The 12,527-nt window shown below is 55.1% G+C and carries 15 protein-coding genes; 9 read left to right on the plus strand and 6 right to left on the minus strand.

Annotated elements, in window-relative coordinates; all coding sequences use genetic code 11:
- Window positions 1–27: 27 nt before the first annotated feature.
- From B3Z49_RS14805 to B3Z49_RS14815, 3 genes are read left to right on the plus strand one after another with little or no spacing between them, the layout of a single operon-like run.
- Window positions 28–1,260 (plus strand): HlyD family secretion protein, encoded by a 1,233-nt coding sequence (locus B3Z49_RS14805; RefSeq protein ID WP_296992277.1) that lies wholly within the window; start codon window positions 28–30, stop codon window positions 1,258–1,260.
- A 52-nt stretch (window positions 1,261–1,312) separates the two neighbouring features.
- Window positions 1,313–1,897 carry a peptide deformylase gene (gene def / locus B3Z49_RS14810; protein WP_296992279.1) on the plus strand — a complete coding sequence of 195 codons (585 nt, stop codon included), beginning with the start codon at window positions 1,313–1,315 and terminating at the stop codon, window positions 1,895–1,897.
- A complete protein-coding gene (locus B3Z49_RS14815) occupies window positions 1,898–2,593 on the plus strand; it encodes a COQ9 family protein (RefSeq protein WP_296992281.1) in 696 nt (231 codons plus the stop codon).
- 113 nt (window positions 2,594–2,706) lie between these two features.
- Here B3Z49_RS14815 and B3Z49_RS14820 read toward each other — a convergent pair whose 3' ends face one another.
- The 3 genes from B3Z49_RS14820 to purE form a co-directional block, all read right to left on the minus strand.
- The gene (locus tag B3Z49_RS14820) at window positions 2,707–3,387 is read right to left on the minus strand and encodes a thermonuclease family protein (protein WP_296992283.1); all 681 of its coding nucleotides are present in this window, start codon (window positions 3,385–3,387) and stop codon (window positions 2,707–2,709) included.
- A gap of 179 nt (window positions 3,388–3,566) precedes the next feature.
- Window positions 3,567–4,652: a 5-(carboxyamino)imidazole ribonucleotide synthase gene (locus B3Z49_RS14825; protein ID WP_296992286.1), complete on the minus strand. Its 1,086-nt coding sequence runs from the start codon at window positions 4,650–4,652 to the stop codon at window positions 3,567–3,569.
- A 103-nt stretch (window positions 4,653–4,755) separates the two neighbouring features.
- Window positions 4,756–5,256, minus strand: a complete 501-nt coding sequence (gene purE / locus B3Z49_RS14830; protein WP_008891667.1) for a 5-(carboxyamino)imidazole ribonucleotide mutase — start codon at window positions 5,254–5,256, stop codon at window positions 4,756–4,758.
- 283 nt (window positions 5,257–5,539) lie between these two features.
- On the opposite strand from purE, the gene B3Z49_RS14835 reads away from it, so the two are divergent.
- Entirely contained in the window at window positions 5,540–6,352 is an 813-nt protein-coding gene (locus B3Z49_RS14835; protein WP_040824468.1) for a GGDEF domain-containing protein, read from the plus strand.
- 48 nt (window positions 6,353–6,400) lie between these two features.
- Here the strand turns inward: B3Z49_RS14835 and B3Z49_RS14840 are convergent, their stop codons facing one another.
- Window positions 6,401–6,607 (minus strand): YdcH family protein, encoded by a 207-nt coding sequence (locus B3Z49_RS14840; protein WP_008891665.1) that lies wholly within the window; start codon window positions 6,605–6,607, stop codon window positions 6,401–6,403.
- 120 nt (window positions 6,608–6,727) lie between these two features.
- Between B3Z49_RS14840 and B3Z49_RS14845 the strand changes: the two genes are divergently transcribed.
- Together B3Z49_RS14845 and B3Z49_RS14850 are read left to right on the plus strand one after the other, a co-directional pair.
- Window positions 6,728–7,834, plus strand: coding sequence for an ATP-dependent 6-phosphofructokinase (locus tag B3Z49_RS14845; RefSeq protein WP_296992290.1), 1,107 nt, complete (start codon window positions 6,728–6,730; stop codon window positions 7,832–7,834).
- A gap of 28 nt (window positions 7,835–7,862) precedes the next feature.
- On the plus strand, window positions 7,863–8,327 hold the full coding sequence (locus B3Z49_RS14850) for a TIGR02444 family protein (protein WP_296992292.1): 465 nt from the start codon (window positions 7,863–7,865) through the stop codon (window positions 8,325–8,327).
- A gap of 12 nt (window positions 8,328–8,339) precedes the next feature.
- Here B3Z49_RS14850 and B3Z49_RS14855 read toward each other — a convergent pair whose 3' ends face one another.
- Window positions 8,340–8,957 (minus strand): UbiX family flavin prenyltransferase, encoded by a 618-nt coding sequence (locus B3Z49_RS14855; protein ID WP_064779464.1) that lies wholly within the window; start codon window positions 8,955–8,957, stop codon window positions 8,340–8,342.
- 115 nt (window positions 8,958–9,072) lie between these two features.
- Here B3Z49_RS14855 and B3Z49_RS14860 point away from each other — a divergent pair, with 115 nt between their 5' ends.
- A complete protein-coding gene (locus B3Z49_RS14860) occupies window positions 9,073–9,237 on the plus strand; it encodes a YdcH family protein (protein ID WP_008891661.1) in 165 nt (54 codons plus the stop codon).
- Window positions 9,238–9,632: 395 nt separating this feature from the next.
- Window positions 9,633–11,528, plus strand: coding sequence for a propionyl-CoA synthetase (locus B3Z49_RS14865; RefSeq protein WP_120224608.1), 1,896 nt, complete (start codon window positions 9,633–9,635; stop codon window positions 11,526–11,528).
- Window positions 11,529–11,627: 99 nt separating this feature from the next.
- On the opposite strand, the gene B3Z49_RS14870 is transcribed toward B3Z49_RS14865, so the two are convergent.
- Complete coding sequence (locus B3Z49_RS14870; RefSeq protein ID WP_296992297.1) at window positions 11,628–12,200, minus strand: GNAT family N-acetyltransferase; 573 nt, start codon at window positions 12,198–12,200, stop codon at window positions 11,628–11,630.
- A gap of 100 nt (window positions 12,201–12,300) precedes the next feature.
- Between B3Z49_RS14870 and B3Z49_RS14875 the strand changes: the two genes are divergently transcribed.
- The coding region (locus B3Z49_RS14875) for a LysR family transcriptional regulator (RefSeq protein WP_296992300.1) at window positions 12,301–12,527 on the plus strand (227 nt) is incomplete at its 3' end.

A 12,527-nucleotide genomic window follows, 5' to 3' on the forward strand; every position in this document is an offset into this window, starting at 1 on the left:
CAGTAACGACGCAGGAGAATGCCAAAGATGTTTGAGCTTCTTTTGTGTTCGCTGTTCACCATCCTGCCCGATTACCTGTTTCGCCGTTACAAGCAGGGCAAACGGATCGGCAAGGAAATCACCCTGTTTTCCGTCTGGTATGAGCTGCGCTATGGCATTGTTGGCTGTGCGATCCTGACGATCACGCTTATTGCGACTATTTTCTATTTCCATCCATCGACCATGAATGTGTCGTCATTTTTCAGAACCGTGACGATCCTGCCGGAAAAGGGCGGGCGCGTGGTCGAGGTTTATGTCGATAACGATCAGGTCGTCGCGGGCGGTGATCCGCTGTTTCGCATTGATAACCGGGTCGAACGCGAAGCCGTCGCCATGGCCGAGCAACGCATTGCCGAAATCCGCGCCCAGATGGATGTCACCCGTGCTGACCTTGCCGTCGCCGAGGGAAATGTTGAACAGGCCCGCGGTGCCTATAATCAGGTGCGCGACGAGCTTGAAGTCAAAGCCGATCTTTTGTCGCGCGGAAACAATGCGGTCTCACGGCGCGAAGTCGAACGCCTGGAAGTGTCGCTGACAACCCGGCAAGGTGGGCTGAACGCCGCCCTTGCAAGCATGACGGTGATTGAAACCAAGCTTCAAAGCCTGCTTCCAGCACAGCTTGCCAATGCGCAAGCAGCGTTAAGATCGGCAGAGGCGGAGCTTTCCAAAACCGTGGTGCGTGCCGGTGTAGCCGGAAAGATCCAGCAATTTGCCCTGCAAGTTGGTGATTATGTCAGTCCGGTCCTGCGCCCGGCGGGTATCCTGATCCCGGAAAAGGATGGCGAGACGATTTATCAGGCGGGCTTTGCCCAGATCGCAACACAGGTGGTCAAGCCCGGTGTGATCACCGAGGTCACCTGTGCGTCATTGCCGTTTGAAATCATCCCGATGGTGGTCACCGACGTGCAGCCAGTGATTGCTGCCGGCCAATTCCGGCCAACGGACCAGTTGCTTGATATCACTGATCGCGCACGGCCGGGTACCTTCCTTGCCAAGATGGTGCCGCTTTATCCGGAAACGATCCGTGATGTGCCGCTTGGCAGTAAATGTGTCGCCAATGCCTATACCAACACCCACGATCAGCTTGAAGATACTGATATCGGAACGGGGCGCTGGCTGTTTTTGCATATGGTGCAAACAGTGGGTGCCGTGCATGCGGTCCTGTTGCGCGTGCAGGCATTGATCTGGCCGATCCAGACTCTGGTCTTTGCGGGACACTAGGGGCAGGGCATTAGGACTTTACAGCTGGTCGTTTTTGGTTGGATATAGGGCCATGTCGATCCTTAAAATTGCCCGGATGGGCCACCCGGTACTGCGCCGTGTTGCAGACCGTGTCGAAGACCCGCTTGATCCCGAAATTCAGCGCCTGATTGCTGATATGAAGGACACCATGAAGGATGCCGGGGGCGTTGGCCTTGCGGCGCCGCAGGTGTTTCAGTCCTTGGCGATCATGGTCTATTACGTGCCAGCACTTCGCAAAAGCGATGATCCGGACGATGGCGAGGTGCCCTTAAGCGTTCTGATCAACCCGGAAATCGAGCCGATTGGCGATGAAATCGTTGATGGCTGGGAAGGGTGTTTGTCGATCCCTGGCCTTCAGGGTGTGGTGCCGCGATGGAACAAAATCCGTTACCGCGGGTTAAATGAGAAGGGCGAAGATGTGGAACGCACCGCTGGTGGTTTCCATGCCCGCGTGGTTCAGCACGAATATGATCATTTGATCGGGGTGATGTATCCCGAACGTATGGAAGATATGTCGTTGCTTGGATTTAACGAGGAATTGCGCGAAAACCCGCCCGAGACTAACTTTAGACAATCGGCGATAACTGACGCAGCATCTGATGACGAGGAGGCCTGAATGTCTGTTAATGAAAGCATGACCCGTCTGCAAGCCCAGCGAGAAGCACTGGTCGAGGCAGCCCTTGAACATGTGCCGTTCGATGGCTGGACCAAACAGGCACTTCATGCGGGGGCAGAAGACCTTGATCTTGCACCGGGCGAGGTTGATCGGTTGCTTCCCAATGGCATTCGTCAGGCCATCGTTACCTATGTCGAGATGACCGATCGCAAAATGATCGCTGCCCTTGATGAAAAGGGCCTTGAGAACCTGAAAATTCGTGACCGCATTGCGACGGCGGTTAAAACCCGCCTTGAGCTGGTCGAGGGGCAAAAAGACACTGTTCGTGCCGCCCTTGCCTTCATTACCCTGCCGCAAAATGCCGCCCTTGGTCTGAAACTGACCCACGGGACGGTGGATGCGATGTGGGTGGCGGCCGGGGATACCTCGACCGATCATAACTGGTACACCAAACGCATGTTGCTGGCTGGTGTCTATGGATCAACGCTTGCCTATTGGCTGGATGACACGTCCGAAGGCCATGCCGATAGCTGGGCATTCCTGGATCGCCGGATTGGCAATGTCATGCAGATCCCGAAAATTACCGCCAAGATTGGCAAGGCTGGCAAGTTTGCCGCCGCACCTTTCAAGATGGGGGCAAAGATTGCGCGCTGCATGCCAACACCGGGCCGGATGCGCCGCCAGTTTGGTGGCTGACAGATAGTCCTGCTAAAAGCCCGCTGAATACAAAAACGCCACCGTGCATTGTGCCGGTGGCGTTTTGAGTTTTGAGGGAAGGAAACTTTTGCGGACGCAGTGATACGGCCTGATCAGAAGGTATTGGTCAGGAAGCTTAGAAGCGTCATGTCAGGTTTGTTGGCTTCTTCCATTTCAGATGCCAGATCAATCTCGATCGGATTTTCCGGGCGCTGTGGTTCAAGCTCATCCTCAATCAGGGTCTTAAGCTCGTTGGCGTCATCCGCTTCCTGAAGGTCATATTTTGGCGGCTTGGCCGCAAGCGCGACCAGTTCGGACGGCGGTGTGCCCATCCAGATGCCCTTTTTGTTGTCCTTGGCGAACTGCTGATCGCGCAGATAGGTGGTGCAGCTCGGATGGGTGTCGCAGCTGACCATATCAACCATCGCCCAACCGGCGCGCAGGATCAGACGGTTGAGGTCAACCTGACCCATCTGGCATTCGGTCAGCATCGGGAACAGTTGAACGTCCGAGACCTGCTGACATTTGATCGCATAGTTTTCGATGATGCGATCAAGCGCCTGGGCAGCCGCCGCACCACACTGGAATTCGACCGAACCGGCCCGGCAGATCATGCCGGGTTTTGGCGCGCGAATGCCAAACAGTTCGACAATCAGATTGCCAAAGCGCAGCTTGTCGCCTTCGATCACATCCGGGAAGCCTGCGGCCCCCGGTGTAGCTGTGGCTTGGTTCGTGCGGCTTTCGACAGCAATCAGGCCAAGGGTCAGTGAAAGAATGATCAGAAGTTTTTTCATCACATGTCATCCGTAAAGAGTTTCCTACCCCTTCAACAGCAAACCGGATGCCAATCAACTGGGCATAAAATGCCAGTCGGATGATGTTTTGTGTAACGTTATGAATCACATACGAAAAAGCCCCGGACACGCTCGGCATCCGGGGCAATTTCTTGTTTTGGTGGGACGTCGGGGATGCCTTATTTTGGCAGAACCCAGGTCACATGGCCCATCTTGCGGCCCGGCTTTGCTTCGGCCTTGCCATAGAGATGCAGTTTGGCATTTGGCTCGGTCAAAATTGCCTGCCAGTCATTGATGTCGTCACCCAAAAGGTTCTTCATGCGCGCCTTGGAATGATGGGCCGGATCGCCCAGCGGCAGGCCGCAAACAGCCCGGATGAACTGTTCGAACTGACTGGTAATGCAGGCATCAATCGTCCAGTGACCTGAATTGTGCGGGCGCGGGGCAACTTCATTGACCAGAATGTCGCCATCAGAGGTGACAAACATCTCAACCGCCAGAAGCCCGACAAATTCCATCGCACTGACCAGCTTGATCGCGATGTCCTCGGCCTTCGTGGAAAGATCGTCTGCGATTTCAGCCGGGGCAACAGTGACATCAAGGATGTGATTGGTGTGCACGTTTTCGACCGGGCAGAAACAGGCGGTGTCGCCTTTAACGCCACGGGCAACGATCACGGAAATTTCGCGCTCGAACGAGATGAAGCCTTCAAGGATGGCCTCGGCCCCGCCCATTTCAGACCAGGCTTCGGCAAGGTCGGTATCAGCGGCAATCTTGACCTGGCCCTTGCCGTCATAACCCAGTTCAGTGGTTTTCAGAACCGACGGACGGCCAAGCTTGGCAACGGCGGCCTCAAGATCAGCAAGGGATCGAACCGCCTCAAACGGCGCGGTACCAATGCCATGATCATTGCAGAAGGTCTTTTCGCGCAGGCGGTTTTGCGAAATGTGCAGGCATTTCCAGCCCGGACGGACCGGCACAAGATCGGCCAGCAGTTTGACGCTGTCATGCGGGACGTTTTCAAATTCAAACGTCACAACATCGACATCCTCGGCAAAGGCGCGGAGCGCATCAAGGTCGCTGTAATCGGCAACAGTTGCCTTGGCGCAGACCTGTTCGGTCGGGCTGTCGGCACCCGGGCCAAACACATGGACCTTATAGCCAAGCTCCGCCGCACAGAAGGCTGCCATACGGCCAAGCTGACCGTTGCCCATAATGCCAATGGTGCTGCCCGGGGCGATGATGCGCGTGTCGAAATCCGTCATGTATTCCTCGATCAAAACTCGCCCATCTGTCGGGCAATCGTCAAATCTGGTGCAATCAAACAAAAACGCGCCCCGTCGGGGGCGCCTTTTTCAGATCAGGAGATCAGGGTGCCGGGTCGACCGGCTCGTCTGCGACCGATGCGGTCTGGGCTGCGCGCCAGTCATCAAGGCGGGCTGCAAGGCCATCATCCATCAGGGCCATGATTTCGGCTGCCATCAAACCGGCATTTTTGGCACCGGCAGAACCGATGGCAAGGGTTCCAACCGGAACGCCGCCCGGCATCTGAACGATGGAAAGCAGGCTATCAAGGCCCTTAAGGGTACGGCTTTGAACCGGAACACCCAGAACCGGAAGCGGGGTCATGGCCGCTGCCATGCCCGGAAGGTGAGCCGCACCACCGGCACCGGCGATGATGACCTTAAGGCCGCGCGACTTTGCCGTTTTGGCATAGTCATACAGGCGATCCGGCGTGCGATGGGCGGAGACGATCTTGGTCTCGTACGCGACGTTCAACGCATCAAGGACATCTGCTGCATTTTTCATGGTTTCCCAGTCTGACTGGCTTCCCATGATAATGCCGATGACCGGGGTTTGATCGCTCATAGTGGCGGCTCCGTTTCGGGCGGTTTCATGAAGGCCCGCATTATATGCAGCAAGTTCTATCATGCAAGCTTGCTTGCGGGATTGTCTTATCGGGAAAAGCCTTGTATATGATGTTGACCTTATTAAGAAATCCATGAAGTAACGGCAAATCGCAGTCAATGTCACTCAGGATTGAAAATCTTGGTGAATTAATTGCGTTTTTGATCTATTATTTACCATTGCCTTATATAACTGTGCAGGTAGCACGCGAAGGTCAGACATGAAAGTCACAAGACCAGGATCAATGACACCCTCTATGGGGGGCGGGGATGGACGATATCCATCAAGCCCTTACGGGATTCTTGCATATGGCAAGGATGCGGGCCGTCGTCGTGCGCCAAATCAGGACCATCAGGTTGATATCGACACCGACGCCATACCGGACCCGGTCGACAAGACACCCTATCACACCCCCGATATCGCAAACGTTCTGGGTATTCCGGATCAGCAGGTTACACCTGCGGTAGAACAGGCGATTGGTCGCCTGATGGTGCGCATCAACGGCCTGACCGAAAACCTCAATGAACTGAAGCAACGCCAGGCTCATCTGGCCCGCAACGAGGGCCGCGATCCCTTTACCGGCGCGATCAGCCGGCCGGCCTTTATGCAGATCCTTGAAAACGAAATGTCATTGGTTGGCGCGGACCGGACAAGCCGCATGGTGTTGATGTGCGAATTGGCCAATCTTGACGACATCCTGCAACTTCACGGGCAGGACTGCAAAGACGGCCTGTTTAACTATGTCCGGCGCATCATGGCCGACTTCATCATGGCGCCGCATCATCTGGGATATCTCGGCTGCAATGACTTTGCGGCCCTGATGTACAATGTTGACGAGGAAGATGTCTGGCAACGCGTTGACGCCATCACCAGATGGCTTGATCAACATCCCTATACTCACAAGGGCAAACCGATCCCGGTTGTGCCGGTATTCGGGCTTTACCACGCGCAAAGCGGCGATACGCCGGCCTCGGCCCTGAAGGCGACAGATGCCGCATTGCGTGCGCACAAGGAAATGTATCTGGCCCGGCTGGATCGCATTCCGCAGGGCATCTGATTACTTCCCATTTTACATCAGGCAGATTTTGACGTGGCCGGTAGCAAATCAGGCGATAATGTCTGGGACCAGCTGCGACTCGATATAAAGGATTTCGTCCTTTAAGGCCAATTTGCGCTTTTTCATGCGGCCAAGACGCAGTTGATCATGATGGGGGGCCTGAACCATTTGTTCGATGGCGACGTCCAGATCACGGTGTTCCTCGCGGAGCGAAAGAAGTCTCTTTTCAATCTCGATCTGATTGATTTCGTCCATTTTTGATCCAGCTTAATAACCAATGCGAGGGGACAGTGATAATACCAGATATCATGTTGGCAACCCATATGATTTGTACCACCCTGTAAAACAAATTTGCCACGATCGGGAAGGAAACAAATGCGCATCGGAGTTTTGACCAGTGGCGGTGATTGCGCCGGATTGAACGCGGTTATTCTTGCGGTCGTCCGCCGTGCGGTTCTTGGCTATGGCTGGGATGTGGTCGGTATTCGTCAGGGAACCCATGGCCTGATGCAGGACCCGCCCCAGGCCATTGACCTTAATGATCAGGTCAATAGTGACGGGTTGCTGCGTCTTGGCGGTACGATCCTCGGCACGGTGAACAAGGGTGATCCGTTCCATTATCCGATGCCTGATGGCAGCTTTGCCGACCGATCAAGCGAAGTCATTGAAGGCTATCACAAGCTTGGCCTTGATGCGCTGATTGGCATTGGTGGCGATGGCAGCATGGCGATCCTGCATCGTTTGGCCAAGATGGGCGGTATCAATCTGGTGGGTATCCCCAAGACGGTTGATAACGACCTTGCCCAGACGGAATATTCCATTGGCTTCACAACGGCGGTGAATGTCGCAACCGACGCCCTTGATCGTTTGCAACCGACCGCGGCATCCCATGAACGGATCATGATCCTTGAAGTCATGGGCCGTGATGCCGGGCATATTGCCCTGTTTGCCGGGGTTGCGGGCGGGGCGGATGTCATCCTGATCCCGGAAATGGATTATGATCTTGATGAGCTTAGCCAGCATTGCCTCAATATCCGCAAAAGCGGCCGCAACCATGCGCTGGTGATCGTTGCCGAGGCGGTCAAACGTGATGATGGATCGGCGGTAACCCTTGGCGATGACGGCCAGAAAGTCCGTTATGGTGGCATCGGCCATTGGCTTGCCGATGAGTTGGGCGCACGCACCGGCTGGGAAACCCGTGTCACGGTGTTGGGGCATGTTCAGCGCGGTGGCACACCATCGCCGCGTGACCGTGTGATTGCTTCGGCCTTTGGGGTGCATGCGGTGGACTTGATCGCAGAAAGGAAATTTGACCGTGTCTGCGCCTGGCAACAACGCAAAGTCGTCGATGTTGCGATGGAAGATGTTATTGTCGGCCCGCGGCTTGTTGATACCCAAGGCACGATGGTCTCGACCGCCAAGGGGCTTGGCGCCTATATGGGACATCCGCCGAAAGTTGCCAGAACGGCAAAAACCGTTTGATATCCAATAAAAACACAGCAGGTTGGGAATGGATCAGGAAGAAGTCTGGGCCTTTACGGTCGTGATGTATGGTCGCGATGGCGTCGCCAAGCTGTGCCTTGATCTTCAGGAACGCTGTGACCTTGATGTGAATATGCTGCTTTTCATGTTCTTTCTGGGCCAGAAGGGAGTGGCACCGCTGAGCATTTCAGCACTTGAGGCATCTGTACGCGAGTGGCGCGAAAACGTGATCAAGCCACTGCGCCAGACACGGCGACACCTGCGCGATGATCCGCGCGCCAGCGCACAGGAATTGCGCCAGAAGGTCAAATCAGACGAATTGCAGGCCGAACGGATTGAGCAGCACATCCTGTGCGACGCGGTTGAAACCGTGCCCAGTGACGATCCGATGGCCGCCGCCCACGCCTATTTGTCCCCCAACCGGTTTGCGTTGGATCAGCAGGCCTGTGACAAGGCGCTTGGCGACCTGACCCGGATGATGGGGATCGCCTAGCGCCCGGTTACTCTATTCGCGTGTTTTGGGTTTGCCGGTGACCGGGATTGGGTTGGCGGCCTCGGTATCGCCCCAGCGGGCGGTTTCGGGCAGATCAATCTCGAACAGATCAAGAATGCGACCGCAGCTTTGGGTCACCATTTCATCAAGTGATTGCGGCCGGGCATAGAATGCCGGAACCGGCGGGGCAATGATTGCACCGTTCTCCGTGGCCAGCGCCATGTTGCGGATATGGCCGGCATGAAGCGGTGTTTCGCGGGCCATCAGGACAAGACGCTTACGCTCCTTAAGGATCACATCGGCGGCACGCGCGATCAGATTATCTGCGACTCCGCTTGCGACCTCGGCCAGAGACTTCATCGAGCAGGGGGCAATGATCATACCGCGGGCGCGAAAAGAACCCGACGCAATCGAGGCACCGATGTCGGCATTGTCATGGACAACGTCAGCCATCTCCTTGATTTCGCGGATTTTAAAATCGGTCTCATAGGCGATGGTGCGCTCGGCTGCTTTGGAAAGAACCAGATGAGTCTCGATTGGCGTATTTTTCAGCAGCTGTAAAAAACGTATGCCATAAATCACGCCCGATGCGCCGGTTATGCCAATGATAAGTCGATCTTTTTGCGTCATGCCAATCCTTGCCGGGCTGTGTTCTTGTTCACGTTTCTGATCGAAACACTGGAAATCATGTTACGAAATTAATACCATCTTGTTGTGGGCAATGTCAGATATAAGGAGTAGGCGAATGAGCGTTCAAAGCCATATCGAAGCTCTAACTGCCAAACATGCTGCACTAGAGCAGGAACTCCACCTCGAGACGCGCCGCCCGGCGCCCAACGATTCCGTTGTTGCAGACATTAAACGCCGCAAGCTTGAAATCAAGGACGAGATAAACCGAATAACCCATTAGCCGTTGTGGCATGGCCAAACGCGTGATCAAGAACACGCGATCCCCCATGCGAACGGTTTGACGACCTCAAAGATTTCCTAACTCTTGCTTTTGCCGCCTCATCTTAACGCCCACGCTTGAGGCGGCAACTTTATGTCTGCACTTCAAAATCATGGGCAACTTCCCACATTCATCATATCGCTGCAAACAGATACGAACGCCCTTACGGAGGGGATCAATCGCGTGTCTGTTTTGAGTAATTGTAATCCGCAGAAACCAAGGATTACAGGGCGCTACCAATGTCTAAGGGGTATGTGTAAATTAAATCGGTATTATGATGCCGATTTACGAGCTTATAGCTCCGCATGCGTCCAAATTCGACGCCAGACCAAACGCCGCGGGAGGGTATTTCACCAATGACCGGTCGCTATCAGGAAATCTACGAACGTTCGATCGCCGACAAGGAAGGCTTTTGGGCAGAAGCTGCTGAAAACATTTCCTGGTACAAGAAATGGGATCGCGTTCTTGATGACAGTAACGCGCCGTTTTACCGCTGGTTTGTCGGTGGCAAGGTCAATACCTGCTACAACGCACTTGATCGTCACATCGAAAACGGCCGGGGTGATCAGGCGGCCCTGATTTATGACAGCCCGGTCACCAATACGGTTCAGACATTCACCTATTCCCATCTGCGAGACGATGTCGCCCGCCTTGCCGGGGCGCTGCATGCGCGCGGGGTGACCAAGGGCGATCGGGTGATCATCTATATGCCGATGATCCCGCAGGCGGCGATGGCGATGCTGGCCTGTGCGCGGATCGGCGCGATCCATTCTGTTGTATTTGGCGGTTTTGCATCCAACGAACTGGCGACCCGTATCAATGACGCCAAACCAAAACTGATCCTGACCGCAAGTTGCGGCATCGAAGGATCGCGCGTCATTGAATATAAACCGCTGCTCGATAAAGCCATTGCCATGGCGGATCACAAACCCGAAAGCGTCATTCTGTTCCAGCGGCCACAAAGCGATGCGTTGCTGATGGATGGCCGTGATTACGACTGGGAAGTCGAATGTGCCAAGGCCGCACCGTCTGACTGTGTCCCGGTTGATGCCACCGATCCGCTTTATATCCTTTACACGTCTGGCACGACCGGTCAGCCCAAGGGGGTTGTCCGCGACAATGGCGGGCATATGGTCGCACTCAACTGGTCGATGAAGAACATCTATGATGTCGATGCAGGTGACGTTTACTGGGCGGCGTCTGACGTTGGCTGGGTGGTTGGCCATTCCTATATCGTTTACGCGCCGCTTCTGGCCGGTTGTACGACGGTGATGTATGAAGGCAAACCGGTCGGAACGCCGGATGCCGGTGCGTTCTGGCGGGTCATTTCCCAGCACAAGGTCAAGGTGCTGTTTACCGCGCCGACGGCATTCCGTGCGATCAAACGCGACGACCCCAAGGCCGCCCATATGGCCAACTATGACCTCAGCAGTCTTAAGGCGCTGTATCTGGCGGGTGAACGTTCTGATCCCGATACCCTGCAATGGGCGGAAAACAGCCTTGGTGTGCCGGTGATTGACCACTGGTGGCAGACAGAGACCGGCTGGTCGATCTGTGCCAATCCGCGCGGGATTGAATTGCTTCCGATCAAGTACGGCTCGCCAACGGTGGCTGCTTGCGGTTGGGATGTGCAGGTTCTCGACGAGGCTGGAAAGCCGCTTGAACGCGGTCAGATTGGTGCGCTTGCCGCCAAATTGCCGCTGCCACCGGGGACGCTTCCGACCCTTTGGCAGAATGATGACCGGTTCAAGTCATCCTATCTTGAAGAGTTCCCGGGCTTTTATGCCACGGGGGATGCCGGCTTTATTGACGAAGACGGCTACATCTACGTCATGTCGCGCACTGATGACATCATCAACGTTGCCGGGCACCGCCTGTCGACCGGGGGCATGGAAGAAGTCCTTTCAAGCCATCCCGATGTTGCGGAATGTGCGGTCATTGGTGTGCATGATGATCTTAAGGGGCAATTGCCGCTGGGCTTTATCGTGTTGAAGTCCGGGGTCACCCGCCCGCACGACGCGATTCTGGCCGAAGTCGTTGCCATGGTCCGCGATCAGATTGGCCCGGTGGCCGCATTCAAGAAAGCAACTGTGGTCGAACGCCTGCCCAAGACCCGATCGGGCAAGATCCTGCGCAAGACCATGCGTTCCATCGCCGATGGTGAAAGCTATAACACCCCGGCAACGATCGATGATCCGGCAATCCTTCCCGAAATCGCCGAGGTCCTCAAAGAAATCGGTTATGCAAAATAGATAGACCCGTCCATCACAGATGCAAACTCCCGCTCCCATGTTAATGGAGCATCCTTGCACCCGCTTTTGCTTTCAAAGGCGGGTGCTTTTTTTAAAGGATCAAGTTTTGGGAATGATCGGGCTGTCGTCGCCGAGTGGCCGTTGCATCAGGACCGAGTCAAGCCAGCGGTCAAACTTGTAGCCGACCTTTTTAAACGTGCCGACCATTTCAAAGCCATGGCGTTGATGCAGGCTGATCGACGCCTTGTTCGCACTATCCCCGATCACGGCAACCATTTGGCGCCATGGACCGTCTTCACACCGTTTAATCAGCGCCGCCATCAGAAGGCTGCCAACCCCTTTTCCGACGCAGTCATGAGCCACATAGATCGAATTTTCGACCGTATGGCGATAGGCCGTGCGTGGGCGATAGGTGCCAGCGTAACAATAACCAACAATCGCATCGCGGCGGACGGCAACGAGATAGGGCAGGCCTTTATCGCGAATTGCGGCGAACCGATTGGCAATTTCGACCTCGTCAGGTGCCGTTTCCTCAAACGATGCCGTGCCATTTAAGACATGGTGGCGATAAATCGCCGTGATGGCCGGGATGTCGTCAAGCGTGGCGTCACGGATGGTGATGTTGGGCAACAGGGCTGTGGCAACGTCTTTGGTTGCGGTGTTCGAAGGCATGTTTTTTATCCGGCATGATGATGTTTGATCTGACATTACGCTCAAATAAAGAATAAGTTTAGCTTTGATAAATTATGCACAGCATAAGGAAAAGTTTGGCATGCGTGCGCTTAATCTTGATCAGCTTCATGCCTTTGCCGATGTTGTCGCACTGGGAAGTTTTTCGGCCGCAGCCGATAAGCTAAATCTCAGTCAGCCCGCCATCAGCCAGCAGGTGCGTCAGCTTGAAACCCGCATGGGTGTCAAATTGATTGAACGCGTTGGCAAACGTGCCGAAGCCACACCGGCGGGGTTGGCCCTTTTGGCCCATATCAGCGACATTGATGC

Origin of the sequence: Thalassospira sp. UBA1131 (genome assembly GCF_002311515.1) — a bacterium.
GTDB lineage: Bacteria > Pseudomonadota > Alphaproteobacteria > Rhodospirillales > Thalassospiraceae > Thalassospira.

Excerpts from the sequence above, each read along its gene's own strand:
- B3Z49_RS14805 (WP_296992277.1), top strand. The coding sequence starts at position 28 with ATGTTTGAGCTTCTTTTGTGTTCGCTGTTCACCATCCTGCCCGATTAC.
- def (WP_296992279.1), top strand. The coding sequence starts at position 1,313 with ATGTCGATCCTTAAAATTGCCCGGATGGGCCACCCGGTACTGCGCCGT.
- B3Z49_RS14815 (WP_296992281.1), top strand. The coding sequence starts at position 1,898 with ATGTCTGTTAATGAAAGCATGACCCGTCTGCAAGCCCAGCGAGAAGCA.
- B3Z49_RS14820 (WP_296992283.1), bottom strand. The coding sequence starts at position 3,387 with ATGAAAAAACTTCTGATCATTCTTTCACTGACCCTTGGCCTGATTGCT.
- B3Z49_RS14825 (WP_296992286.1), bottom strand. The coding sequence starts at position 4,652 with ATGACGGATTTCGACACGCGCATCATCGCCCCGGGCAGCACCATTGGC.
- purE (WP_008891667.1), bottom strand. The coding sequence starts at position 5,256 with ATGAGCGATCAAACCCCGGTCATCGGCATTATCATGGGAAGCCAGTCA.
- B3Z49_RS14835 (WP_040824468.1), top strand. The coding sequence starts at position 5,540 with ATGACACCCTCTATGGGGGGCGGGGATGGACGATATCCATCAAGCCCT.
- B3Z49_RS14840 (WP_008891665.1), bottom strand. The coding sequence starts at position 6,607 with ATGGACGAAATCAATCAGATCGAGATTGAAAAGAGACTTCTTTCGCTC.
- B3Z49_RS14845 (WP_296992290.1), top strand. The coding sequence starts at position 6,728 with ATGCGCATCGGAGTTTTGACCAGTGGCGGTGATTGCGCCGGATTGAAC.
- B3Z49_RS14850 (WP_296992292.1), top strand. The coding sequence starts at position 7,863 with ATGGATCAGGAAGAAGTCTGGGCCTTTACGGTCGTGATGTATGGTCGC.
- B3Z49_RS14855 (WP_064779464.1), bottom strand. The coding sequence starts at position 8,957 with ATGACGCAAAAAGATCGACTTATCATTGGCATAACCGGCGCATCGGGC.
- B3Z49_RS14860 (WP_008891661.1), top strand. The coding sequence starts at position 9,073 with ATGAGCGTTCAAAGCCATATCGAAGCTCTAACTGCCAAACATGCTGCA.
- B3Z49_RS14865 (WP_120224608.1), top strand. The coding sequence starts at position 9,633 with ATGACCGGTCGCTATCAGGAAATCTACGAACGTTCGATCGCCGACAAG.
- B3Z49_RS14870 (WP_296992297.1), bottom strand. The coding sequence starts at position 12,200 with ATGCCTTCGAACACCGCAACCAAAGACGTTGCCACAGCCCTGTTGCCC.